The sequence below is a fragment of the Streptomyces sp. NPDC056486 genome (genome assembly GCF_042795295.1).
Classification (GTDB): Bacteria; Actinomycetota; Actinomycetes; order Streptomycetales; family Streptomycetaceae; genus Streptomyces.
In genome coordinates this window covers 1-22,691 of sequence record NZ_JBHTSF010000142.1, presented here as the reverse complement: position 1 = coordinate 22,691, position 22,691 = coordinate 1, and the positions used below count along the sequence as shown (strand labels likewise).

The 22,691-nt window shown below is 70.1% G+C and carries 17 protein-coding genes, 4 pseudogenes and 3 riboswitches; of the genes and pseudogenes, 11 read left to right on the top strand and 10 right to left on the bottom strand.

Annotated elements, in window-relative coordinates; all coding sequences use genetic code 11:
• Positions 1–104: 104 nt before the first annotated feature.
• The 5 genes and pseudogenes from ACFQ7F_RS36330 to ACFQ7F_RS36310 form a co-directional block, all read right to left on the bottom strand.
• Positions 105–479 (bottom strand): energy-coupling factor ABC transporter substrate-binding protein, encoded by a 375-nt coding sequence (locus tag ACFQ7F_RS36330; protein WP_383280371.1) that lies wholly within the window; start codon positions 477–479, stop codon positions 105–107.
• 5 nt (positions 480–484) lie between these two features.
• On the bottom strand, positions 485–1,207 hold the full coding sequence (locus ACFQ7F_RS36325) for an energy-coupling factor ABC transporter permease (protein WP_383280368.1): 723 nt from the start codon (positions 1,205–1,207) through the stop codon (positions 485–487).
• A gap of 29 nt (positions 1,208–1,236) precedes the next feature.
• A riboswitch (cobalamin riboswitch) is annotated at positions 1,237–1,435 on the bottom strand.
• 100 nt (positions 1,436–1,535) lie between these two features.
• Positions 1,536–2,126: pseudogene (locus ACFQ7F_RS36320) on the bottom strand (enoyl-CoA hydratase-related protein); the annotation flags it as partial.
• Between the two features lie 31 nt (positions 2,127–2,157).
• Positions 2,158–2,511: pseudogene (locus tag ACFQ7F_RS36315) on the bottom strand (aldehyde dehydrogenase family protein); the annotation flags it as partial.
• A 242-nt stretch (positions 2,512–2,753) separates the two neighbouring features.
• Positions 2,754–2,939: riboswitch (cobalamin riboswitch) on the bottom strand.
• 20 nt (positions 2,940–2,959) lie between these two features.
• Positions 2,960–4,378, bottom strand: coding sequence for a short-chain fatty acyl-CoA regulator family protein (locus ACFQ7F_RS36310; RefSeq protein ID WP_383280366.1), 1,419 nt, complete (start codon positions 4,376–4,378; stop codon positions 2,960–2,962).
• Positions 4,379–4,745: 367 nt separating this feature from the next.
• On the opposite strand from ACFQ7F_RS36310, the gene aceA reads away from it, so the two are divergent.
• From aceA to metE, 4 genes are all read left to right on the top strand, one after another.
• Positions 4,746–6,050: an isocitrate lyase gene (aceA, locus tag ACFQ7F_RS36305; RefSeq protein ID WP_383280363.1), complete on the top strand. Its 1,305-nt coding sequence runs from the start codon at positions 4,746–4,748 to the stop codon at positions 6,048–6,050.
• Positions 6,051–6,176: 126 nt separating this feature from the next.
• Positions 6,177–7,769, top strand: coding sequence for a malate synthase A (gene aceB / locus ACFQ7F_RS36300; protein WP_383280361.1), 1,593 nt, complete (start codon positions 6,177–6,179; stop codon positions 7,767–7,769).
• Positions 7,766–8,635 (top strand): 3-hydroxybutyryl-CoA dehydrogenase, encoded by an 870-nt coding sequence (locus ACFQ7F_RS36295; protein WP_383280358.1) that lies wholly within the window; start codon positions 7,766–7,768, stop codon positions 8,633–8,635. Before aceB ends, ACFQ7F_RS36295 begins: the two co-directional genes overlap by 4 nt.
• A gap of 170 nt (positions 8,636–8,805) precedes the next feature.
• A riboswitch (cobalamin riboswitch) is annotated at positions 8,806–9,024 on the top strand.
• Positions 9,025–9,193: 169 nt separating this feature from the next.
• On the top strand, positions 9,194–11,515 hold the full coding sequence (gene metE, locus ACFQ7F_RS36290) for a 5-methyltetrahydropteroyltriglutamate--homocysteine S-methyltransferase (protein ID WP_383280355.1): 2,322 nt from the start codon (positions 9,194–9,196) through the stop codon (positions 11,513–11,515).
• Positions 11,516–11,569: 54 nt separating this feature from the next.
• Here metE and ACFQ7F_RS36285 read toward each other — a convergent pair whose 3' ends face one another.
• A complete protein-coding gene (locus ACFQ7F_RS36285) occupies positions 11,570–12,064 on the bottom strand; it encodes a MarR family winged helix-turn-helix transcriptional regulator (RefSeq protein ID WP_383280352.1) in 495 nt (164 codons plus the stop codon).
• A 211-nt stretch (positions 12,065–12,275) separates the two neighbouring features.
• Between ACFQ7F_RS36285 and ACFQ7F_RS36280 the strand changes: the two genes are divergently transcribed.
• The 6 genes from ACFQ7F_RS36280 to ACFQ7F_RS36255 are packed head-to-tail and all read left to right on the top strand — an operon-like array spanning position 12,276 to position 18,909.
• Positions 12,276–13,199, top strand: a complete 924-nt coding sequence (locus tag ACFQ7F_RS36280; RefSeq protein ID WP_383280374.1) for an SDR family NAD(P)-dependent oxidoreductase — start codon at positions 12,276–12,278, stop codon at positions 13,197–13,199.
• 5 nt (positions 13,200–13,204) lie between these two features.
• The gene (locus ACFQ7F_RS36275; RefSeq protein WP_383280350.1) at positions 13,205–14,077 is read left to right on the top strand and encodes an amidohydrolase family protein; all 873 of its coding nucleotides are present in this window, start codon (positions 13,205–13,207) and stop codon (positions 14,075–14,077) included.
• Between the two features lie 12 nt (positions 14,078–14,089).
• A complete protein-coding gene (locus ACFQ7F_RS36270) occupies positions 14,090–15,628 on the top strand; it encodes a long-chain fatty acid--CoA ligase (RefSeq protein WP_383280347.1) in 1,539 nt (512 codons plus the stop codon).
• Positions 15,625–16,080, top strand: a complete 456-nt coding sequence (locus tag ACFQ7F_RS36265; RefSeq protein WP_383280344.1) for a MaoC family dehydratase — start codon at positions 15,625–15,627, stop codon at positions 16,078–16,080. The genes ACFQ7F_RS36270 and ACFQ7F_RS36265 overlap by 4 nt, the downstream gene beginning before the upstream one ends.
• Positions 16,081–16,093: 13 nt before the next feature.
• Positions 16,094–17,506 carry an MFS transporter gene (locus ACFQ7F_RS36260; protein WP_383280341.1) on the top strand — a complete coding sequence of 471 codons (1,413 nt, stop codon included), beginning with the start codon at positions 16,094–16,096 and terminating at the stop codon, positions 17,504–17,506.
• Entirely contained in the window at positions 17,503–18,909 is a 1,407-nt protein-coding gene (locus tag ACFQ7F_RS36255; protein ID WP_383280339.1) for an alpha/beta hydrolase family protein, read from the top strand. The genes ACFQ7F_RS36260 and ACFQ7F_RS36255 overlap by 4 nt, the downstream gene beginning before the upstream one ends.
• On the opposite strand, the gene ACFQ7F_RS36250 is transcribed toward ACFQ7F_RS36255, so the two are convergent.
• The 4 genes and pseudogenes from ACFQ7F_RS36250 to ACFQ7F_RS36235 all read right to left on the bottom strand — a co-directional run.
• A complete protein-coding gene (locus ACFQ7F_RS36250; RefSeq protein ID WP_383280336.1) occupies positions 18,891–19,538 on the bottom strand; it encodes a LuxR C-terminal-related transcriptional regulator in 648 nt (215 codons plus the stop codon). The genes ACFQ7F_RS36255 and ACFQ7F_RS36250 overlap by 19 nt on opposite strands.
• Positions 19,526–20,782 (bottom strand): sensor histidine kinase, encoded by a 1,257-nt coding sequence (locus ACFQ7F_RS36245; RefSeq protein WP_383280333.1) that lies wholly within the window; start codon positions 20,780–20,782, stop codon positions 19,526–19,528. Before ACFQ7F_RS36245 ends, ACFQ7F_RS36250 begins: the two co-directional genes overlap by 13 nt.
• A 147-nt stretch (positions 20,783–20,929) precedes the next feature.
• Complete coding sequence (locus ACFQ7F_RS36240) at positions 20,930–22,108, bottom strand: cytochrome P450 (protein ID WP_383280330.1); 1,179 nt, start codon at positions 22,106–22,108, stop codon at positions 20,930–20,932.
• Positions 22,109–22,177: 69 nt separating this feature from the next.
• Positions 22,178–22,354: pseudogene (locus ACFQ7F_RS36235) on the bottom strand (pirin family protein); the annotation flags it as partial.
• A gap of 83 nt (positions 22,355–22,437) precedes the next feature.
• Between ACFQ7F_RS36235 and ACFQ7F_RS36230 the strand changes: the two are divergent.
• Positions 22,438–22,691 (top strand): annotated as a pseudogene (locus ACFQ7F_RS36230) (site-specific integrase); the annotation flags it as partial.

Here is a 22,691-nt window from a genome sequence, read left to right as displayed (position 1 = left end):
ACCGCACGCAGTTTCTGCCCCCCCCCGACCACCACAATGCCCCGGGGGGGGGGCGGGCCCCAGCGACTGCTGTGCGCCGCCGCGTCGATGGGCAGCATTCGGGCTCAGACCTGCTCGGTCTCGGGCCGTGCGCCCTCCACATCGGTGGACTGCTCCGCGGATGTTTCCTGCGCCTGTGCGATCTCCGCGCCCTGACGGCGCCCCTTGCGCAGACCGAAGTAGTACGCGAGGACGCCCGCGCCGAGTGCCGCCTGCAGGGCGAAGAGCGCCGACTCGATCTCCCCGGAGGGGGGTTCGTACAGCGGCGAGAACCACGGCTCGTAGTCCGGCTTGATCTCGGTGATCGCCGTCTCGGCCTGGGCGTCCGCCCCGGTGAACGGTTCCTTCTCGTCGTCGCCGAGGCCGAGCGCCACCGGCAGTACCGCGAGCGCGGCGACGATGACGAGGAGCACCATGTTGATCTTCGCGTTCCGGCTCATGCTCATCAGGCGCCGGCCCCCGTCCCTGTCTCCGTCTTCTTCGTCGCGGTCACGGTCGACTGCTTGCCCTGCAGCAGTACGCCGAGCCGCGTGAGCTCGCCCTTGCTCGACTGCACGAGCAGCCGCATCACCAGGACGGTGAGCAGTCCCTCACTGACGGCCAGGGGGATCTGCGTGACGGCGAAGATGCCGCCGAACTTGCCCAGAGCGCCGATGAATCCGCTGCTCGGGTCGGGGAACGCCAGGGCCAGCTGGACGCTGGTGACGCAGTACGTGGACAGGTCGGCGACGAACGCGCCGAAGAACACGGCGACCATGAGCGGCACGTCGAACCGCTTCAGGAGCCGGTAGACGGCGTATCCCGCCCAGGGCCCGACGATCGCCATGGAGAACACATTGGCGCCGAGCGTGGTGAGCCCGCCATGGGCGAGCAGCAGGGCCTGGAACAGCAGCGTGATGGTGCCGAGCACCGTCATGATCGGCGGCCGGAACAGGATCGCGCCGAGCCCGGTGCCCGTCGGGTGCGAACAACTGCCCGTCACGGAAGGGATTTTCAGGGCGGAAAGGACAAAAGTGAAGGCTCCGGAGGCGCCCAGGAGCAGTGTGCTCTCCGGGTGCTCCTTGACCTCACGGGTCAGGGAGCGGACTCCGTGGACGACGAACGGCGCGGACGCTACGCCCCAGGCGATCGCGTGCGCCGGTGGGAGGAAACCCTCGGCTATGTGCATGGCTAAGCAGACCCTCTCCAGCACCTCGTGGATGGACAACGCGCCTTGGCCGGTCTCCTGGCTTACGGGTCATACCGACCGGACTCCGCCTTCCCGGATGCGTGTGCACCCAGTGGCTGCCGCGAGGGCTGGAGCCGGACTTCCCGATCACAGTGGCGAGGGCCGCACCGGCATCACACCGGATTTCCCGTTCACCAAGGCGTGGTGACCATAGTGCGCAACCGAGTTTCCTGACAACTTGTGGGACGGCTGCACCTGTGGCACGCGAGCGCACCCGACCAGGGGCGTACGCCCCTGGTCAGCCCCTGTGCACCGCGGCCGGGGCGCCTCAGGAGTGCGTGAAGCCGGGCGGTCGCTTGTCGACGAAGGCGGCCATGCCCTCCTTCTGGTCCGCGGTCGCGAACACGGCGTGGAAAAGGCGGCGTTCGAAGCGGACGCCCTCCGCCAGAGTCGTCTCGAAGGCCCGGGACACCGCTTCCTTCGCCATCATCGCGACGGGCAGGGACATGCCCGCGACGGTCTCGGCGACGGCGAGGGCCTCGCCGACGAGTTCAGCGGCGGGCACCACGCGGGAGACGAGCCCGGCCCGCTCCGCTCCCTCGGCGTCCATGGTGCGGCCGGTCAGGCACATCTCCATGGCCTTGGCCTTGCCGACCGCGCGGGTCAGCCGCTGCGAGCCGCCGATGCCGGGGATGACACCCAGTTTGATCTCGGGCTGACCGAACACGGCGGTGTCGGCGCCGTAGCAGTCGTCGATCCAGGTCCGGTGACCGGCAAGGTCGCCGGGCGGTGGCTGGCGCACGTACATCTCCAGGGCGTCCCAGACCGGCTGCGTGGCGAGGTCGTCAAGGAACCCGGGCAGGTTGCCGGAGGGCACGAAGTGATCGGCGAGCCCGCACAGCAGGGCATCGCCGGCGCCGATCCGCGCGCCGGTGAGCGCCAGGTGGGTGGTGCGGGATACCGGCCGCGAACTCCACCACCTCCAGGCCGCGTTGAAGGTCGCCGTGCGCGTCGGCCACGGTCTTGCCGTGCTCGGCCGAAAGCATCCGCGCCAGGGAGTCTCGCTCCGCCTCGACGAGTTGGAGGAAGCGCAGCAGGACACGGGCGCGCCGCTGCGGGTTCCAACGGCCCCACTCCTGCTGCGCGTTGACCGCGTCGGCGATCGCCGTCTCGGTGTCGGCCCGGTCGGCGAGCGGTACGCGGGCCTGGACGGTGCCGGTGTTGGGGTCGTACACGTCGCCGAAGAGGCCGGAGGCGCCGACGGTGTGCTTACCGCCGACGAAATGGGTGAGTTCACGGACCATGGGTGCCTGCTCTCGTCAGGTGCGATCCGGGGAGGGCACGGCGAGCCGCCGGCGGGGCGCACGGGTGTGTGCGCTGCCGGTGCGAGCCGCGGGACAGCGGACGTCGGGACCGTCAGGCGTGGAGGAAGACCACCGGAGGTCGCGAAGTCCTATGAGCGCGTGGCGAGTTGACCGCGCTCCGCCGGATCACCAGGGTCGTGGGTACGGACCGGTGCCATGCGTGTCTGCTCCATCCTCGTGGACAACACGGAACATTCCGCGGCCGGTATCCTGACTCCCGGATCTACGCGCGGCGCCCGCCTTCCCGGCAGACCTCGCCAGTGGCGTGTGGATGGCAGCACACTCCCCGGTCACAGTGGCGGGACCGTGCCGGTTTCACACCGGCTTCCCTGCACCGCGGACCTTGTGCCACGAAGATATAGTTGGACGTCCTAGTAAGTCCACCCCCTCATTCGCCGCCCGCCCGCTTCCCGGCCACGGGGTAGGGCACGAAGGTGCTGCTGTTCTCGTCGATCGCCAGGCTGCGGTCCAGTGGTGGCACCGCCCGCTGGGGGCAGTCCGTGCGTTCGCAGAGGCGGCAGCCCATGCCGATGGGCACGGCGGATGACGCGCTGTCGAGGTCGAGGCCGTCGGAGTAGACGAGCCGTGAGGCGTGGCGGATCTCGCAGCCGAGGCCGATGGCGAAGGTCTTGCCGGGCTCGCCCCAGCCGCCGCGGTGCCGGGTGACCGCTCGGGCGGTCCACAGGAATCGCTGTCCGTCCGGCATGGAGGCCACCTGGACGTGGATGCGCCCTGGCGCGGCGAACGCCTCGTACACGTTCCACAGCGGGCAGGTGCCGCCCGCGCGGGAGAAGTGGAAGGCGGTGGCGGACTGCCGCTTCGACATGTTGCCCGCCCGGTCGACCCGCACGAAGGAGAAGGGCACACCGCGCAGCCGGGGCCGCTGCAGGGTGCTGAGGCGGTGGCAGATCGTCTCGTAGCCGAGTCCGAAGTGGTCGGTGAGACGCTCGATGTCGTAGCGGAACTCCTCCGCGGCCGCGTGGAAACGGCGGTAGGGCAGGATCAGCGCGGCAGCGAAGTGGTTGGCGATCCCGATGCGGGCCAGCGGCCAGGCCGCGGCCTCTCGGTCGAAGTCCTCCGACGCGAGGGCGGACACCTCGTCGGCGTACTCGAGGAGCACGAGCTGAGTGGCCATCCGGAACGCCTGCTGGCCGGGGCGAAGACGGTTGGAGAGGTGCAGGACCCGGGCCGTCGGGTCGTAGTGGTGCAGGAGCTCGTGGGCGTCCGCGGCCAGGCGCACCCCGTGGCGCTCGGCGAGGCGTGCGGACAGGGCGCGCACGACCTCGCCGGGGCGTATGCCGATCTCGGCGGCGAACTGTTCGGCGGCGAGATCGATGTCGTGCAGGTAATTCTGGCGCCGGTAGAAGAACTCACGGATCTCCTCGTGCGCGGAGCGGGGCTGCGCCGCCGTTCCCGGCCCCCGCCCCTCCGCGGCTTCGGAGAGCTGTTCGGTGAGGTGCTGGTTCCTTCGGCCCAGGTCCACCAGGACCGTTGCCACGGCGGGCATGCGCGATGCCAGGTCCGAGAGGTCGGACGCGGACACCCGGCCGGCCAGGACCTCGCCGGTGAGGGCGTCCCGCAGGTCCGCCACCAAGCGGCTGGTGTCGCGCTCGGAGAAGAAGCCCGGGTCGACTCCGAACGCCTCAGTGAGCCGCAGCAGCACGGGCACGGTCAGCGGTCGGGAGTCGTGCTCCATCTGGTTCAGATAGCTCGGCGAGATGGCCAGGGTCCGGGCCAGATCGGCCTGGCTCATGCGGCGCTCCTCCCGCAGCCTCCGCAGCCGTGCTCCCGCGTACGTCTTGCTCACCCATGGCTCCTGTCCGGTCACGGTCACCCTCGTCGGCACTGCCCGTGATGGTAGCCACGCGAAAGGGACTGCAGGCATTAACAGAGTTGGCAATACGGCGCCGGAAGATGCGCAGAAGTTGGCAGCTTTCCCTGCTTGATGGCACTGAGTGCCGATGCCAGAGTCGTACTGCGGCCCGCCGGACTCCGTCGGGCGGATCGGAAACGGGGTACGGCTCAATGCCCTGACGTCGGCGATCCCGACCCTTCCACCCGGCTCGGCAGCATTGCTCGGATGGCTCACCCCGGAATCGGCGGGCCGCACCCTCAACTCGTCCGGCACCCAGTGTCAGACATTCGCATAGTTCACGAGTCTTCAGGAGACGGTCATGGCACAGGCAGGGACGACGACAACGGGGACGACGACCGCAACGGCCCAGGAGCTGGCTCAGCGGTGGGCGACCGACTCCCGCTGGAAGGGCATCGAGCGCACCTACACCGCCGAGGACGTGGTCAGGCTCTCCGGCAGCGTCCGTGAGGAGAGCACCCTCGCCCGGCGCGGGGCCGAGCGGCTGTGGCGGCAGCTGCACGAGCAGGACTACATCCACGCGCTCGGCGCCCTGACCGGCGGTCAGGCCGTCCAGCAGGTCAAGGCCGGTCTCCAGGCGATCTATCTGTCCGGCTGGCAGGTGGCCGCCGATGCCAACCAGGCCGGGCACACCTACCCCGACCAGTCGCTCTACCCCGCCAACTCGGTTCCCCAGGTGGTCCGCCGGATCAACAACGCCCTGCTGCGCGCCGACCAGATCGCCACCGCCGAGGGCGGTGAGGACGTCACCGACTGGCTCGCGCCGATCGTCGCCGACGCCGAGGCGGGCTTCGGCGGTCCGCTCAACGCCTTCGAACTGACCAAGGCGATGATCGCCGCGGGTGCGGCGGGCATCCACTACGAGGACCAGCTTGCCTCCGAGAAGAAGTGCGGCCACCTGGGCGGAAAGGTCCTCGTGCCCACCGGCCAGCACATCCGCACCCTCAACGCGGCCCGCCTTGCCGCCGACATCGCCGATGTGCCGACGCTGATCGTGGCACGTACGGACGCGCTCGCCGCGAACCTGCTGACCAGCGATGTCGACGAGCGTGACGCCCGGTTCGTCACGGGCGAGCGCACCGCTGAAGGCTTCTACCGGGTGCGGAACGGCATGGAGCCCGTCATCGCCCGCGGCCTCGCCTACGCCCCGTACGCGGACCTCATCTGGGTCGAGACCGGCACCCCTGACCTCGCCCAGGCCCGCGAGTTCGCCGAGGCGATCCACGCCGAGCACCCCGACCAGATGCTCGCCTACAACTGCTCGCCGTCGTTCAACTGGCGTGCCTCCCTGGACGACGACCAGATCGCCAAGTTCCAGCGCGAGCTCGGCGCGATGGGCTACCGCTTCCAGTTCATCACCCTGGCCGGGTTCCACTCCCTCAACCACGGCATGTTCGACCTGGCCCGCGGCTACGCCGAGCACGGCATGACCGCCTATGTGGACCTCCAGGAGCGCGAGTTCGCCGCGCAAGCGCAGGGCTTCACCGCCGTGAAGCATCAGCGGGAGGTCGGCACCGGGTACTTCGACCTGGTGTCCACCGCCGTCAATCCGGCCTCTTCCACGACTGCGCTGTCCGGTTCCACCGAGGAGGAGCAGTTCCACTAGACGCTTCGCTGGCTCTGCGTTGTCACCCGCGGGCCGGTGGGAGCTGAGCGCGCAGTTCCCCGCGCCCCTTACGGGGCGCCCCCCCACCGCCCCGTCAGTCCGCCCCCCCCTGCTGAGGAGACCCGCATGTCCATCTCCGCTCCGACCTGCCGTGTCCAGGTCCTCGGCCCGCCGGGCGACCGGCACGACGAGATCCTGAGCCCCGAGGCCCTGGAGTTCGTGAGCCGCCTCGTCCATGCCTTCGCCGATCGCCGTGCGGAGATCCTCAAGGAGCGCATGCGGGTGGGGGCCCGCCTTGCTTCCGGCTCTGCGCTCGACTTCTCCATCGCCACCGCCCGCGTACGGGCGGACGACTCCTGGCAGGTCGCGCCTCCGGCGCCCGGACTGACCGACCGCCGCGTCGAGATCACAGGACCGCCGGAGCGCGGGACGGCGGTCAACGCCCTCAACTCCGGCGCCCAGGTGTGGATGGCGGACTTCGAGGACGCCACCTCACCCACCTGGGACAACATCATCGGCGGTCAGCTGAATCTGCTCGACGCCATCGAGCGCAGGATCGACTTCACCACGCCGGAGGGCAAGCGCTACCGGCTCGGGGAGCAGGTCGCGACCATCGTCGTCCGCCCGCGCGGCTGGCATCTGACCGAAGAGCACCTGTGGCTCGAAGGACGCCCGGCGCCCGCCTCCCTCGTGGACTTCGGGCTCTACTTCTTCCACTGTGCCCAGCGGCAGATCGACGCCGGGCACGGCCCGTACTTCTACCTGCCGAAGCTGGAGAACCGCGACGAGGCACGGCTCTGGAACGACGTGTTCGTCCTCGCCCAGGACCTTCTCGGCATCCCACGCGGCACGATCCGAGCCACTGTCCTGATCGAGACCATCACGGCTGCCGTCCAGATGGAGGAGATCCTCCACGAACTCCGCGAGCACAGCTCCGGCCTCAACGCAGGGCGCTGGGACTACCTCTTCAGCCTCATCAAGACCTTCGGGCACCGCACCGACTTTCTGCTGCCCGACCGGGCGAAGGTCACGATGACGGCCCCCTTCATGCGCGCGTACACCGAACTGCTCGTACGCACCTGCCACAAGCGGGGCGCCCACGCCATCGGCGGCATGTCCGCCCACGTACCCGGCAAGGACCCGGACGCCCACCAAGCCGCGCTCGCCACGGTGCGGCGCGACAAGGAACGCGAGGCCGAGGACGGCTTCGACGGCTCCTGGGTGGCCCATCCCGCCCTTGTCCCCGTCTGCCGAGAGGTGTTCGACGGGGTGCTCGACACCCGCCCGCATCAGATCGACCGCGCCCGCAACGACGTCGAGGTGACGGCAGCACAGCTCCTTTCCGTGCGCCGCGTCAGCGCGCCGCCCACGTCGGAGGGTGTACGCACCAACATCGCCGTCGCCCTGCGCTACTTCGCCGCCTGGCTGCATGGGCAGGGAGCCGTCGCCCTGTACGGCCTGATGGAGGACGCGGCCACCGCGGAGATCGCCCGGGTGCAGATCTGGCAGTGGCTGCGGCACCGGGCCGTCGACCGCGAGACGGTTCTTGAGCTGATGGAGGACGAGCTCGCCGCCCTGGGTGCGGAGTATCCGTGGGCGCCGGTCGACGAAGTCCGTGGACTGTTCCACCGGACCGCCTTGTCGCGGGAGTTGCCCGCGTTCTTCACCACGGATGCCTACAGCCGCCACCTCGTGCACCGCCCGGAGGGACAGTCATGACCGCAGCCATCCGCCGGGTCGGCGTGGTGGGCGGGGGCCAGATGGGCGCCGGAATCGCCGAGGTGTGCGCCCGCGCCGGTCTGGACACCGTGGTGTGCGAGGCCGACGGGCCGACCGCACGCGCCGCCCGCGAACGCGTGGCCGTATCGCTCGAACGTGCCGTACAGCGCGGAAAGTTGGACCGCATCGGTGCCGAAGACGCACTGGCCCGCATGGTCTTCACCGGCAGCCTCGACGACCTGGCCGATCGCCAGCTCGTCGTCGAAGCCGTCGTGGAGGACGCCGCGGCGAAGACCGAGGTCTTCGCCGCCCTGGACAAGGTCGTCGAGGACCCCGGCGCGATCCTGGCCACCAACACCTCCTCCATCCCGGTCATGCGTCTGGGCATGGCGACCCGGCGTGCCGATCGCGTCCTCGGCCTTCACTTCTTCAACCCCGCCCCCGTACTCCCCCTGGTCGAGGTCGTCTCCTCGCTGCACACGGCCGCCGAGGCGGTCGCCGCCGTCCAGGACTTCGCCACGGACACCCTGGGCAAGACGGTCGTCCGGTCCCAGGACAGGGCGGGCTTCGTCGTCAACGCGCTGCTCGTCCCCTACCTCCTCTCGGCCATCCGGATGACGGAGTCCGGCTTCGCCACTGCGGCCGACGTGGACGCGGGCATGGAGCTGGGCTGCGCGCACCCGATGGGGCCGCTGAAGCTGGCTGACCTGATCGGCCTCGACACGGTCGCCTCCATCGCGGCGTCTCTCTACGAAGAGTTCAAGGAGCCCCTGTACGCCCCGCCGCCGCTGCTCCAGCGCATGGTGGAAGCAGGGCTGCTCGGCCGTAAGAGCGGCCGCGGGTTCCACATCTACGACCGGGGCTGAGGGGCCCGGGTCCGCCGCCGGCCGAGGGGCCTGCGGCTGCTGTGAGCGGGGCGCGGAACAGAGTGGTGATCTGTTCCGCGCCCCCGCACGCGCTGACTCGGGCCGGGGTCCGTGTCTCACCTCACGGTCCGGAATGTGATCAGTACTGCCCAAGAGGGCGACCACCCCTTAGCCTGACCAGTGCAGCTGGTTCGCCCTGCCCGCCAGGCAGACGCGTCGTAAGAGGGAACCCGGTGAGAATCCGGGACTGCCCCGCAGCGGTGAGTGGGAACGACCGCCGTCATACGCACTGGATCCGAGCGCGGATCCGGGAAGCGACGGCCAGTAGGAACCTGCCTCGGCAGGTGTGCCCGCGAGTCCGAAGACCTGCCCGTTGCCCGTACGTGACCCCTCACGTGCGGTATCCCGGTGACCTCGTGGGCGGGTCGGCGTACAGATCAGGTGGAGTACCGCAGCACCGCGCCGATGGCGCGCGTTCGGTCCGCCGGGTTCGTCACCCCTTCGCGTCCGCGTCCCGTCTCCGGGATCTCAAGGAGTCATCTCGCGAAGGAGATTTCCATGACACCGAAGTCCGCAGCCGCGGCAGCACGGTCCACCGTGTACGGCTACCCCCGCCAGGGCCCCAACCGGGAACTGAAGAAGACCGTCGAGGGCTACTGGAAGGGCCGTGTCAGCGCCGACGCCCTCCGGGACACCGCGGCGCAGCTGCGCCGGTCCACCTGGCAGCACCTGGCCGACGCCGGCATCCACGAAGTGCCGACCGGTGACTTCTCGTACTACGACCACGTCCTGGACACCAGCGTCATGGTCGGCGCCGTCCCTCAGCGCCACCGCGAGGCCGTCGACACCGACGGGCTCGACGGCTACTTCGCGATGGCCCGCGGCACCCAGGACGTGGCGCCGCTCGAGATGACCAAGTGGTTCGACACCAACTACCACTACCTCGTGCCGGAACTCGGCCCCGACACCGTCTTCGCCGCCGACTCCGCCAAGCAGGTCAACGAGCTGAAGGAAGCCATCGCGCTCGGCCTCGCGGCCCGTCCGGTCCTTGTCGGCCCGGTCACCTATCTGCTGCTCGCCAAGCCCGCGCCCGGCGTGGCGGCCGACTTCGAGCCGCTCACGCTCCTCGACCGCCTGCTGCCCGTGTACGCCGAGGTCATCGCCGACCTGCGCGCGGCGGGCGCGGAGTGGGTGCAGCTCGACGAGCCCGCCCTGGTCCAGGACCGCACCCCGGCCGAACTCAACGCCGCCGCCCGCGCCTACCGCGATCTGGGCGCCCTCACCGACCGCCCGAAGCTCCTGGTCGGCTCCTACTTCGGCCGGCTCGGCGAGGCACTTCCGGTGCTTGCCAAGGCGCCGGTCGAGGGCCTCGCCCTGGACTTCACCGAGGCCGCCGCGAGCCAGCTCCAGGACCTCGCCGCCGTCGGCGGTCTTCCCGGCAAGCGTCTGGTCGCGGGCGTCGTGAACGGCCGCAACATCTGGATCAACGACCTGGAGAAGTCCCTGTCCACGCTGGGCACGCTCCTGGGTCTCGCCGACCGGGTCGACGTCTCCGCGTCCTGCTCCCTCCTCCATGTCCCGCTGGACGCCACCGCCGAGCGGGACATCGACCCGCAGATCGCCCGCTGGCTGGCCTTCGCCCACCAGAAGACCGCCGAGATCGCCACGCTGGCCCGCGGCCTGGCCCAGGGCACTGGCGCGATCGCAGCCGAACTGTCCGCCAACCGCGCAGACTTGGCGTCCCGCTCGGGCTCGGCCCTCACCCACGATCCGGCCGTACGTTCCCGCGTCGCCGCCGTCACCGGCGCCGATGCCCGCCGCGCGCACGCCTACCCGGAGCGTGCGGCGGCCCAGCAGGCTCGCCTCGGCCTGCCGCAACTGCCCACGACCACCATCGGCTCCTTCCCCCAGACCACCGAACTGCGCACCGCACGGGCCGACTTGCGCGCGGGCCGTATCGACACGGCCGGCTACGAAGAGCGCATCAAGAACGAGATCCGCGAGGTCCTCGCCTTCCAGGAGAAGGCGGGTATCGACGTCCTGGTGCACGGCGAGCCCGAACGCAACGACATGGTGCAGTACTTCGCCGAGCAGCTCACCGGCTACCTCGCCACGCAGCACGGCTGGGTCCAGTCGTACGGCACCCGCTATGTGCGCCCGCCGGTCCTGGCCGGCGACATCTCGCGGCCCGAACCGATGACGGTGCGCTGGACCTCGTACGCCAACTCCCTCACCGACCGGCCCGTCAAGGGCATGCTCACCGGCCCGGTCACCATGCTCGCCTGGTCCTTCGTCCGCGACGACCAGCCGCTCGGCGACACGGCGCGCCAGGTCGCCCTCGCCCTGCGCGACGAGGTCAACGACCTCGAAACGGACGGCACTTCGGTCATCCAGGTCGATGAGCCCGCGCTGCGCGAAACGCTGCCGCTGCGCGCCGCCGACCGTCCCTCCTACCTGGACTGGGCCACCGAGTCGTTCCGCCTCACCACCAGCGGCGTACGTCCGGACACCCAGATCCACACGCACATGTGCTACGCCGAGTTCGGTGACATCGTCCAGGCCATCGACGATCTCGACGCCGACGTCATCAGCCTGGAAGCCGCCCGCTCACACATGCAGGTGGCCCGCGAACTGGCCGAGCACGGCTACCCGCGCGAGGCGGGTCCCGGCGTCTACGACATCCACTCCCCGCGCGTACCCAGCACCGAGGAGGCAGCAGCCCTGCTGCGCAAGGGACTTGAGGCCATCCCCGCCGAGCGCCTGTGGGTGAACCCCGACTGCGGCCTCAAGACCCGCGGCTGGCCGGAGACCAAGGCCTCCCTGGAGAACCTGGTCGCGGCGGCGCGCGAGGTGAGGGCGGAGCTGCCCACGAACTCCTGACCCGAGCGCGCGAACCGGGGCGGCCATTTGAGGGGGAATGGCCGCCCCGTTCCGTCATGACGCATCATCCGTATGCGCCACCCGGGACAACAGCGCGTGCAACATCTCCCGCTCGTCCGGGCCGAGCGGGGCGAGGAGTTCGTCGCGGACGCCGCGGGCCATCGTGTCGGAGTCGCGCAGGAAGTCGTGGCCCGCCGGGGCGAGGGCGACGATGCGGCGGCGGCGGTCGTCGGGAGCGGGACGGCGTTCGACGAAGCCGAGGCGCTCCAGGTCGTCCACAAGGCCGACGATCGCGCTGGGGTCATAGCCCAGCTCCTGGCTCAGTTCGCGCTGCGCCGCGCCCGCCACCGTGGCCAGATAGCGCAGCAGCGCGTAGTGGCGCAGACGCAGGCCGGATCTCTGGAGCCCCGCGTTGAAGAGCTGCCCCGAGCGCAGCCCGAGACGGTACAGCAGGTAGCCCGTGTCGGCGTGGAGGCCGCGCATCCAGGGTGCGCCCTCGTCGACGGATCCTTCCTCCACGGGCTCGGCGGTGGTCTTCCGGCTGGTCATGAGGAGGCTCTCCCTGATCGGTGCTTCGCGGGCATACGGCGGTCGTCGATGCCAGTGTCCAGCATGCCGCATTATCGATGTTGGAAACAATCATTGACGCCAACAATGGTTTGTCTTAGCTTCCTTTCTGCGGGCCGATGCCGACCGGAATCGCGTTCCCCCCGTCCGTCAATCCATTTGTTGTCGCTGCCTCTTGAAGGGGTTTCCAGTGCTGGACTCATACGCCGTGGATCTGAGCGGCAAGGTCGCCGTCGTCACGGGATCGGGGCGCGGTCTCGGCCTCGCCTACGCAACCGCCCTCGCTCGAGCCGGGGCCGCCGTGGTCGTCAACGACGTCGACGAGGCGGCAGCCGCGCAGGCCGTCAAGACCATCACGGAGGCAGGCGGGCGCGCCGTCGCGGAGGTGGCCGCCGTCGGCACCGGCGAAGCCGCCGACCGCCTCGTCGCCCGCGCGGTCGAGGAGTTCGGGCGGCTCGACGTGATGGTGACCAACGCCGGGATCCTGCGCGACCGGGTGCTGTGGAAGATGACCGACGACGACTTCGACGCCGTCGTCACCACCCACCTGCGGGGCACCTTCACCTGCGCCCGCGCCGCCGCCGTACGCATGCGGGAGCAGGGCGAGGGCGGCAGCCTTATCCTGGTCGGCTCCCCCGCAGGGCAGCGCGGCAACTTCGGGCAGACCAACTACTCCGCCGCCAAGGCCGGGATCGCGGGCATGGTGCGTACATGGTCGATGGAGCTGGCCAGGGCCGGCATCACCGTCAACGCGATCGTGCCGGTGGCGGCCACCGCGATGACCGAGACCATGCCCGCCTTCGCCCCGTACATCGAGGCCATGAAGGAGGGGCAGCCGTTGCCGGACTTCCTCCGCAAGGGCGAGGGCTTCGGCACTGCCGACGACTGCGCCGCACTCGTCCCCTTCCTGGCTTCCGGCTTCGCCCGCGACGTGACCGGGCAGTGCGTCGGCATCGGCGGCGACAGGATCTCCCTGTGGTCGCATCCGCAGGAGGCCTCCGTGGCGTACGCGGACGGCGGGTGGACCCCGGAGACCATCGCCGCCGCCTGGCACACGTCGGTGGGCAGCGCCCCTGAGACGGTCGGCATCCCCGCACCCAAGATTCCTCGAGCGTGAGGGAGTTGGACCTTTCCGAGCTCACCGCCATCGACGTCCACACGCACGCCGAAGTCTCCTCCAAGGGGCACGCCTCGCTCGACGAGGACCTCGACGCCGCCTCCAGCGCGTACTTCAAGGTCGAGGGCCGCAAGCGCAAGCCCACCCTCGAAGAGATGGCCGCCTACTACCGCGAGCGCAAGATGGCCGCCGTCGTCTTCACCGTGGACGCCGAGTCCGCCACCGGCACCGCGCCCGTCCCGAACGAGGAGGTGGCCGAGGCTGCCGCCGCCCACCCCGACGTGCTGATCCCGTTCGCCTCCGTCGACCCCTTCCGGGGGAAGGCGGGCGTGCGGCAGGCCCGCCGGCTCGTGGAGGAGTACGGGGTGAAGGGCTTCAAGTTCCACCCCAGCATCCAGGGCTTCTTCCCCAACGACCGTTCTCTCGCCTATGGGTTGTACGAGGTCATCGAGGAGACCGGCTGTGTCGCCCTCTTCCACACGGGACAGACCGGCATCGGCGCGGGCGTGCCCGGAGGCGGCGGGATCCGTCTGAAGTACTCGAATCCGATGCACGTCGACGACGTCGCCGCCGACTTCCCGCATCTGAAGATCATCCTTGCGCACCCGTCCTTCCCGTGGCAGGACGAGGCCCTTGCCGTCGCCACGCACAAGCCGGGTGTGCACATCGACCTGTCGGGGTGGTCGCCGAAGTACTTTCCGCCCCAACTCGTGCACTACGCCAACACCTTGCTCAAGGACAAGGTGCTCTTCGGTTCCGACTTCCCCGTCCTCACGCCCGACCGCTGGCTCGCCGACTTCGCGAAGCTGGCGATCAAGGACGAGGTCCGCCCCAAGATCCTCAAGGAGAACGCCGCCCGCCTGCTCGGGCTCAAGTAGAGGGGGCACGCCATGCGCAACGAAGGACTCGGCTCCTGGCCCGCACGCCGGGCCCGAAAGACCCCGCACCGCACCGCCCTCACCCACGAGGGCAGCACCATCAGCTACGCCGCCCTGCACTCCCGGGTCCTCCGCCTCGCGCACGCTCTGCGCGCCCGAGGCGTCCGGCGCGGGGACCGGGTCGCCTACCTCGGGCCCAATCACCCGGCCTTCCTGGAGACCTTTTTCGCCGCGGGCACACTCGGCGCGGTCCTCGTTCCGCTCAACACCCGCCTGACCGCGCCGGAGCTCACGTACCAACTGGCCGACGCGGGCGCCCGCACGCTGATCCACTCCCCCGCGCACACCCCTGTCGTGGTGGAGGTGCTGCGGGCAGCGCAGGTGGATCTGTTCATCGAAGTGGGCGCGGAATACGAGGAGTTGGTCGGTCGCTCCATCGAGGAACCCATCGACGAAGCGGTCGGCGGGGACGACGTGTGCCTCCTGATGTACACCTCCGGCACCACGGGCCGCCCCAAGGGCGCCATGCTCACCCACGCCAACCTCACCTGGAACGCCGTCAACGTCCTCGTCGACACCGACCTCTCCGCCGACACCGTCGCCCTGGTCTCCGCCCCGCTCTTCCACGCCGCGGCCCTTGGCATGCTCGCTCTCCCCGTGCTTCTCAAGGGCGGCCACTGCGTGCTCGTCGAGTCCTTCGACCCGGCCCGCACCCTCGGCCTCGTCGAACAGTACGAGGTCAACGCGATGTTCGGGGTGCCCACCATGTACGAGCGCCTCACCCGCGAGCCGCGCTGGAAGGCGGCCGACCTGTCCTCGCTGCGGACCCTGATGTGCGGCGGGGCACCCGTGCCCGCGCCGCTGATCGAGGCGTACGCGGAGCGCGGGCTCGCCTTCCAGCAGGGGTACGGGATGACGGAGGCCTCGCCCGGCGCGCTCTACCTCGACGCCGAGCACGCACGGAGCAAGGCGGGCTCGGCCGGGGTGCCGCACTTCTTCACCGACATACGCGTCGTACGCCCCGACCTCAGCCCCGCGGCCACCGGCGAGGCGGGCGAGATCCTTTTGCGCGGGCCTCATGTCATGGCCGGTTACTGGCAGTTGCCCGACGAGACCGCCGCCGCCTTCGTCGACGGGTGGTTCCGTACCGGCGACGCGGCGACGGTGGACGCCGACGGCTTCGTCACCATCGCCGACCGCCTCAAAGACATGATCATCTCCGGTGGCGAGAACATCTACCCCGCCGAGGTCGAGAGCGCGCTGCTCGCCCACCCCGACGTGGCGGAGTGCGCCGTCATCGGCGTACCGGACGCACGCTGGGGCGAGGTGCCGCGCGCCGTCGTCGTGCCCCGCGAGGGCACGGACCCCACCCCGGACGACGTACTCGGCTTCCTCGCAGGCCGCCTCGCCAAGTACAAGATCCCCAGGTCGGTGGTGTGCGTACCCGAACTGCCGCGCACCGCCTCCGGGAAGCTCCACAAGCCCAGCCTGCGCCGCGACCACGGCAGCGCACAGAGCCCCGCCCCTCTGGATGGAGAAGCATCCCCATGACCGTCACCGCCAACGGAATCGACGAACTGCACGCACTCGCCGGAAGCGAGCTCGGCGTCACCGACTGGCTCGAGGTCGGCCAGGACCGCATCGACACCTTCGCCGACGCGACCGACGACCACCAGTGGATCCACACCGATCCCGAGAAGGCCGCCCAAGGACCCTTCGGGGCGCCGATCGCGCACGGCTACCTCACCCTGTCCCTCTTCATCCCGCTCTTCACCGATCTCCTCGACGTCCAGGGCGTCACCACGAAGGTCAACTACGGCCTGGACAAAGTGCGTTTCCCCTCCCCCGTGAAGGCGGGCTCCCGGATACGCCTGCGCGCCACGCTCGCCTCCGTCGACGAGGTGCGGGGCGGGGTGCAGATCGCGGTCGACGGCACGGTCGAGATCGAGGGCGGCGACAAGCCGGCCTGTGTCCTGCGGAGCCTGTCCCGCTTCTACGCCTGAGGAGCCCGACACCATGACGCACCCACCCGCCGGACAGAAGAGCTCCGAGGCAGGACCCGCGGAAGGCTCCGGGCAACTGCGCCGCGTCGCCCTGTCCGGACTGCTCGGCACCACGATCGAGTTCTACGACTTCCTCGTGTACGGCACCGTCGCCGCGCTCGTCTTCGGCGACCTCTTCTTCCCTGACGCCGACCCGGCGGTGGGCACCGTGGCCGCCTTCGGCACGTTCGCCGCGGGCTATGTCGCCCGTCCCATCGGCGGCATCGTCTTCGGCCACTTCGGCGACCGGATCGGCCGCAAGTCGATGATGCTCCTGACCATGGTCCTGATGGGCGCGGGCAGCTTCCTCATCGGTCTCCTTCCCACGTACGACGCGATCGGCTTCTGGGCGCCCGTCCTTCTCGTCCTGCTCCGCGTCGTACAGGGCATCGCGATCGGCGGCGAATGGGGCGGCGCCACGCTCATGGTCGCCGAGCACGCGGGCGACAGGCCGCGCGGCCTGTGGACCACCTTCACCCAGGTCGGCGCCCCGCTGGGCGCGGTCCTCTCCACCGGCGTCGTCGCCCTGGTGAGCACCATGCCCGACGACGACTTCCGGGCCTGGGGCTGGCGGGTGCCGTTCCTGCTCTCCTTCCTGCTGCTCGGCGCGGGCCTCTACATACGCCTCAAGGTCACCGAGAGCCCGCTCTTCGCCTCGCTCTCGCAGCGTCGGGAGCATGCGCGGATGCCGCTGCTCGAAGTCCTGCGCGCGCCGCGCCCGGTCCTGCTCGCCTCTGCGGTCGGCATCGGCCCGTTCACCGCGCAGGCCCTGATGACGAGCTTCATGATCTCGTACGCCGTCGGCGAGGGGTACACACGCTCGCAGGTGCTCACCGGCGTCACCGTCGCCTCCTGCGTGGCCCTTGTCGTGCTGCCGTGCGCGAACCTCCTCTCCGACCGCTTCGGGCGCCGCCCTCTGGTCCTTGCCGGGGCCCTGCTCTCGGCGGCCACCGCCTTCCCGGTCTTCGCCCTCGTCGACAGCCACCGGCCAGGCCTGCTGATCCTGGCCTGTGTGATCGGACACGGGATCGCCCAGTCCGTGATGTACGGGCCGCTGGGCGCCCTGTTCAGCGAGATGTTCTCGACCCGGGTGCGCTACACGGGTGCCTCGCTCGGCTACCAGACCGCGACGCTGCTCGGCGCCGGATTCTCTCCGCTGATCGCCAGCGGGCTGCTCACCACGTACGACTCCAGCAACGCCGTCGCCCTGCTGCTCACGGCCGGGGGTGTGATCACCGCGCTGGCCGTCTGGCGGGTCAAGGAGACCAACGCCCGCGACCTCGCCGTACAAGCCGCGCCGCTCGCCTCCTCCACGACCTCCGTGTCCTCCGCCCCCTCTGCCCCTTCTGCGCCCTCTGCGCCCTCAGCACGAGGAGAATCCACATGACACGCATCGCCGCCCGGCCCCGCACCGCCCGGCAGCCCGCGGTCGGTCTCGCGGCCCTGCTGCTGTGCCTCGTGGCTGCGGCCCCGGCCTCCGCCACGCCGTCCACCGCCCGCCACCTGGAGGGCACCCTCCCGTCCGGGGCCACCTACGTGATCGACACCCCGGACGACTGGAACGGCACCGTCCTGCTCTTCAGCCACGGATACAGACCCGAAGGCGCCCCCAACCCGGCCGAGAACGCCCCCGACGAGCCCACCAAGAAGCTGCTCCTGAAGGAGGGTTACGCGCTCGTCGGCTCCTCGTACGCGACGAGCGGCTGGTCCGTGGAGCAGGCGGTGCCCGACCAGCTGGCCGCGCTCGACACCTTCAGAGGCGAAGTCGGCGAGGCCGGGCGGACACTCGCCTGGGGCCAGTCGCTCGGCGGTCTGATCACCACGACGATCGCCGAGCGCCATCCGGGACGCATCGACGGCTCCCTGTCCATGTGCGGCCTCGTGCAGGGCGGGGTCGCCAACTGGAATTCCACGCTGGACGCCACGTTCGCCCTGCGTACCCTCATCGCACCGGGTTCCGACGACTCCGGCATCCGGCTTACCGGCTTCAAGGACGCCTCCGACGCGGCCGCCTCCGCCAAGCGGCTCGGCGAGTCACTGGGCACGGCGCAGAACACCGCGGACGGCAGGGCCCGCATCGCGCTCGCCGCCGCGCTGCACAACATCCCGGGCTGGAACGACCCGGGCACACCGCGGCCCGCCCCGGACGACTACCCCGCCCAGCAGGCGAACCAGTACACGGCGGTACGCGGCCTGGTGGCGCAGCCCGGCTTCGCCTGGCGGGAGGAGGCCGAACGCCGCGCGGGCGGCAACATGTCCTGGAACACGGGCGTCGACTACGCGGCGATGCTGGCACGCTCCGCGCACTACAAGGAGGTCAAGGCCCTCTACAAGTCGGCGGGGCTGTCCCTCCGCAGCGACCTGCGTGACCTCGACCGGGCGCCCCGAGTCAGCGCGGAGCCCCGCGCGGTGCGCTACATGGCCGACCACGCGGCGCCCTCAGGCCGACTGAACAAGCCCCAGTTCACCATCCACACCACCGGCGACGCCCTCATCCCCGTCCAGTCGGAGAGCGCCCTCCTGCGCGCTGTCACGGCAGCGGGCCGCACGCCGCTGCTGCGGCAGGCGTACACGGAGAACGCCGGGCACTGCACCTTCAGCCCCGCCGAACAGCTCGCCGCCCTGCACACGATCGACCTCCGGATCACGACGGGGCACTGGGGCGACACCTCACCGGCCGCCCTCAACTCCCGCGCCCACCAGGCCGACCCGACCACCGAGGCCCGCTACACGGCGTACCGCCCCGGCCCGTTCCCGCGCCCCTTCCAGGGTCAAGGGTTGTTCAGGTAAGTGAGAACGGCGAGGACCCGGCGGTTGCTGTCGTCGTCATCGGTGATGCCGAGCTTGCCGAAGAGGGAGGTCGTGTACTTGCTGATGGCGCTGTCGCTCAGGAAGAGCCGCCGGGCGATCGCCTGATTGGACAGGCCTTCGGCCATGAGGGCGAGCACGGAGTGTTCGCGTTCGGTGAGCCGTTCAAGTCGCCGGTTCGAGGACCCGCTGGACAGCAGTTTCGCGATGACGGCAGGATCCATGGCGGTTCCGCCGGAGGCGACGCGTTCCAGGGCGTCGATGAACTGATCGGCGTCGAACACGCTCTCCTTGAGGAAGTATCCGACGCCACCGGTGCCGTCGGCCAACAGCTCCCGGGCATAGAGCTGTTCGACGTACTGGGAGAGAACAAGGACCGGCAGGCCGGGCTGTTCGACGCGGGCGGCGATGGCCGCCCGCAGGCCCTCGTCCGTCTGGGTCGGCGGCATGCGGACGTCGACGACGGCGACATCCGGGCGCCAGGTCAGCAGCGCGTCGAGCGTCTCGGGCCCGGTGGCCGCCGTCGCCACCACCTCGTGCCCGCACGCCTCGATGAGGCGGACCATTCCGTCGCGCAGAAGGTAGAGGTCCTCGGCTACTACGATTCGCATGGCACCATCATCCCCACCCGGGTCGGGCCTCCTTCCGGGCTGCTGATCTCCAGGGTGCCGTCGAATGCCGCGAGGCGGCGGCGCAGTCCCTCAAGCCCACCACCGGCCCGCACGTCCGCCCCGCCCCTGCCGTCGTCCTCGACGTCGATGACGAGACCGGCGTCGTCCCGCGCGACGGTGATCTGCGCGCGAGTGGCATGGGCGTGCTTGACCGCGTTGGTCAGCAGTTCTGCGATGCCGAAGTACGCGGCGGACTCGATCGGCGGGTCGAGGCGCAGCTGAACGTCGGCGCTCACGGCTGCTTCGAGCGGGCTGTCCAGGGCGAGAGCGCGAACGGCATCGACGAGCCCCCGGTCGTTGAGCACCGGCGGGTTGATTCCCTTGACCAGTTCGCGGAGTTCGGTCAGTGAGGTGGTGGCGCCCGCTCGCGCCTCCCTCATCAGCGCTCTGGCCTGGTCGGGGTCGCTCTCCATCAGCTTCTCGGCGGTCGCCAGAGCAAGCCCGAGCCCGACAAGGCGCGCCTGCGCCCCGTCGTGCAGGTCCCGTTCGATGCGGCGGATCTCGGCGGCCTGGGTGACGGTGGTGTCCGCGCGCTGGGCCGTCAGCTCGTCCACCCGGTCCGCGAGGGCCATCGCGGGCGAGGCACGCAGGAAGCGCGCGGCCACCGGCTCGACGGACCGCCAGGCGTACGGAGCGCCCGCGACACCCACGACCAGGCCGAGCGCCCCGACAAGACGTGCGGCGAGCGCTGGTTGTCCGAACCCGACGACCGCAGCGGCGACTCCGGCCGGCGGAATGGCCGCGATCACGCCCGCGGTGAGCGGTGCGATCGCCGTGAAGCGCAGGTCACGCCAGTTGGCCGGGTCGTTCCACCGGATCCGCCACCGCTGGTCCATGAGGGCGTCCCGGCGGGTGCGTTCGTAGGAGAAGCCGTTCCACCAGTACCCGGTGGACATCCGCACCACCGGCTCGGCCTGTCGGTATCCGGCGGGAACGACGGTGGCCGTCCACTGCGCGACGAGGGAGCGGAACATCCGGCAGACCGGGCGGGACAGGGCGAGCGTGCCCACACACACCAGCACGACCGGCGCGACCCACGACCACGGGTTTCCCGCTCCCCACCAGATCCCCAGCGCCACGGCAGCGGCCCACACGGCGGGAACCAGCAGGCTGACGACCACCACCACGCACGCCCGGACGAACCCCACGCAGGCACTTGCCGCCCACGACACGAACTGTCGCATGACCCATCCTTCTGCTTCATGAACCGTGGCCGGTACGGCTCGGTGGCTCCACTGTGCACGGCACAGCGCCCGAACCCTCCCGGGCCGGCCCAGAAGTGGGTCAAGGCCCACCCCCCTCGGCGTCCAGACCCAGGGAGCGTCGATTGTTCACGTCCGGACGGGGAGAGACACAAGGCCACGGACAAGGCGGGTACGCCGCCAGCCAAGTTGATCAGGCGATACGGCAAGACGGATGGTGGGGAACCGGGCCAGGACCGCTCGTAGGGCGATCTCCGCCTCGGCCCTCGCCAGGGGAGCGCCGACACAGCGGTGGATGCCGTGACCGAAGCTGAGATGGGCAGCGGTGTCCCGGTTCAGATCGAGCTGGTCGGGTGAGGGAAACCGCTGTGGGTCACGGTTGGCGGCCCCGAGCGACACCAACACGGGGGTGCCTCCTGGGATCTCGGTGCCACCGAGATGGAGAGCCTCTGTCGTGAACCGGAAAGTGGCTGTGCTGACGGGCGAATCGAACCGGAGCAGTTCGTCCAACGCGGCAGGCACATCGCCCGGATTTCTCCGCAGGCGATCCAGTTCGTGAGGGTGCCGGAGCAGCGCCAGGACAGCGTTGCCGAGGAAATTGGTGGTGGTTTCGTGCCCGGCGACCAGAAGCAGCACTGCGAGAGAGACCAACTCCTCCTCGCTGAGCTGGTCGTCACCGTCGCGCGCCGAGATGAGACGGTCGAGAAGTGCATCGCCCGGACGCGCGCGCTTGGCGGCGATAAGGCCGGTCATGTAGTCGGCCATGGCGTGCGATGCCGCGTCGATGAGGTCCGGCCTGCCGGCGGCGAACAGCTCTCCGGACCAGCGTTGGACGTCGGTTCGATCTGCCTCCGGTACGCCGAGCAGCTCGCAGATCACGATGACGGGCAACGGCACCGCCAGGTCGGCGACGAGGTCGACCTGCTCGCCCGCGGGCCACTGATCCAGCAGGTCGTCGGTGACTCGGGCGATGAAAGGACGCAGCGCTGCGACGGCCCCGGTGGTGAATGCTCCGGTCACCAGCTTGCGCAACCGATTGTGCTGGGGCGGATCGCTGGCCAGCATGGTGTGCGCGACCGCAGGGTGCAGGCGGCGCCGTGATCCCTTGTCCGCGAAGAACGCGGCCGTGTCCTTCGAGAGCCGGGCGTCGCCGAGAGCTTCCCGCGCTTCCGCGTAGCCGGTGACCAGGTAGCCGGCCTGCCCACCGGAGCCGGTGGGCAGGGGCTGCACCGGGCACGTGGACCTCATGGCCGCGTAAGTGGGATACGGGTCCTGGAGGAAGCGGGGATCCTGCGTCGGGTCGGTCATGCTGTCAGGCTCCGATCATCACTTCCGACAGGGCAACCCGTCGACGAACCGGCCGACCTTCGACGACGGTCAGCGCACCCGTCCCCTCGGCTTCAGCGGCACCGGCGGCAGCTCCGGCGCAGGGATCCGCTCGCCGTCGTAGCCCTTCACCTCGCCGAAGCGGGACGCGGACATCCAGTCCGAACGGGCCTGTGTGATGTCCTCGTTCGACCGCCCGATGAAGTTCCACCACATAGCCGGTGTTTCGCTGCTTTGTGCAGGTCAGAGGCATCTCGATCCTCGGGCGGTCAGCATACCGTCAGCATTGGACCTGAGGAGTCGGCGACACGATGGCGAGCAAGACCCTGGCGCACGGCATGGGCACCTTCTTCAAGGACTGCGATCACGCCCAGTCGAGATGGCCGAAGTGCCCGCACCTCTACAAGATCCAATTCCGCAACGCCGCTGGGAAGCAGACCGTCGAGTCCGGGTTCGAGACCGATATTGCGGCCATCACGCGTTTGACGGATATCTACAATGCGAAGAGGGCTGCTCCCAGTCGTGCGAGCAAGGCGGTTCGTGTTGCGAAGTACGGGACGATGCG

Bases quoted from the DNA above. Each gene is read 5' to 3' on its own strand.
- ACFQ7F_RS36330 (WP_383280371.1), bottom strand. From the start codon at position 479: ATGAGCCGGAACGCGAAGATCAACATGGTGCTCCTCGTCATCGTCGCC.
- ACFQ7F_RS36325 (WP_383280368.1), bottom strand. From the start codon at position 1,207: ATGCACATAGCCGAGGGTTTCCTCCCACCGGCGCACGCGATCGCCTGG.
- aceA (WP_383280363.1), top strand. From the start codon at position 4,746: ATGGCACAGGCAGGGACGACGACAACGGGGACGACGACCGCAACGGCC.
- aceB (WP_383280361.1), top strand. From the start codon at position 6,177: ATGTCCATCTCCGCTCCGACCTGCCGTGTCCAGGTCCTCGGCCCGCCG.
- ACFQ7F_RS36295 (WP_383280358.1), top strand. From the start codon at position 7,766: ATGACCGCAGCCATCCGCCGGGTCGGCGTGGTGGGCGGGGGCCAGATG.
- metE (WP_383280355.1), top strand. From the start codon at position 9,194: ATGACACCGAAGTCCGCAGCCGCGGCAGCACGGTCCACCGTGTACGGC.
- ACFQ7F_RS36285 (WP_383280352.1), bottom strand. From the start codon at position 12,064: ATGACCAGCCGGAAGACCACCGCCGAGCCCGTGGAGGAAGGATCCGTC.
- ACFQ7F_RS36270 (WP_383280347.1), top strand. From the start codon at position 14,090: ATGCGCAACGAAGGACTCGGCTCCTGGCCCGCACGCCGGGCCCGAAAG.
- ACFQ7F_RS36265 (WP_383280344.1), top strand. From the start codon at position 15,625: ATGACCGTCACCGCCAACGGAATCGACGAACTGCACGCACTCGCCGGA.
- ACFQ7F_RS36260 (WP_383280341.1), top strand. From the start codon at position 16,094: ATGACGCACCCACCCGCCGGACAGAAGAGCTCCGAGGCAGGACCCGCG.
- ACFQ7F_RS36255 (WP_383280339.1), top strand. From the start codon at position 17,503: ATGACACGCATCGCCGCCCGGCCCCGCACCGCCCGGCAGCCCGCGGTC.
- ACFQ7F_RS36250 (WP_383280336.1), bottom strand. From the start codon at position 19,538: ATGCGAATCGTAGTAGCCGAGGACCTCTACCTTCTGCGCGACGGAATG.
- ACFQ7F_RS36245 (WP_383280333.1), bottom strand. From the start codon at position 20,782: ATGCGACAGTTCGTGTCGTGGGCGGCAAGTGCCTGCGTGGGGTTCGTC.
- ACFQ7F_RS36240 (WP_383280330.1), bottom strand. From the start codon at position 22,108: ATGACCGACCCGACGCAGGATCCCCGCTTCCTCCAGGACCCGTATCCC.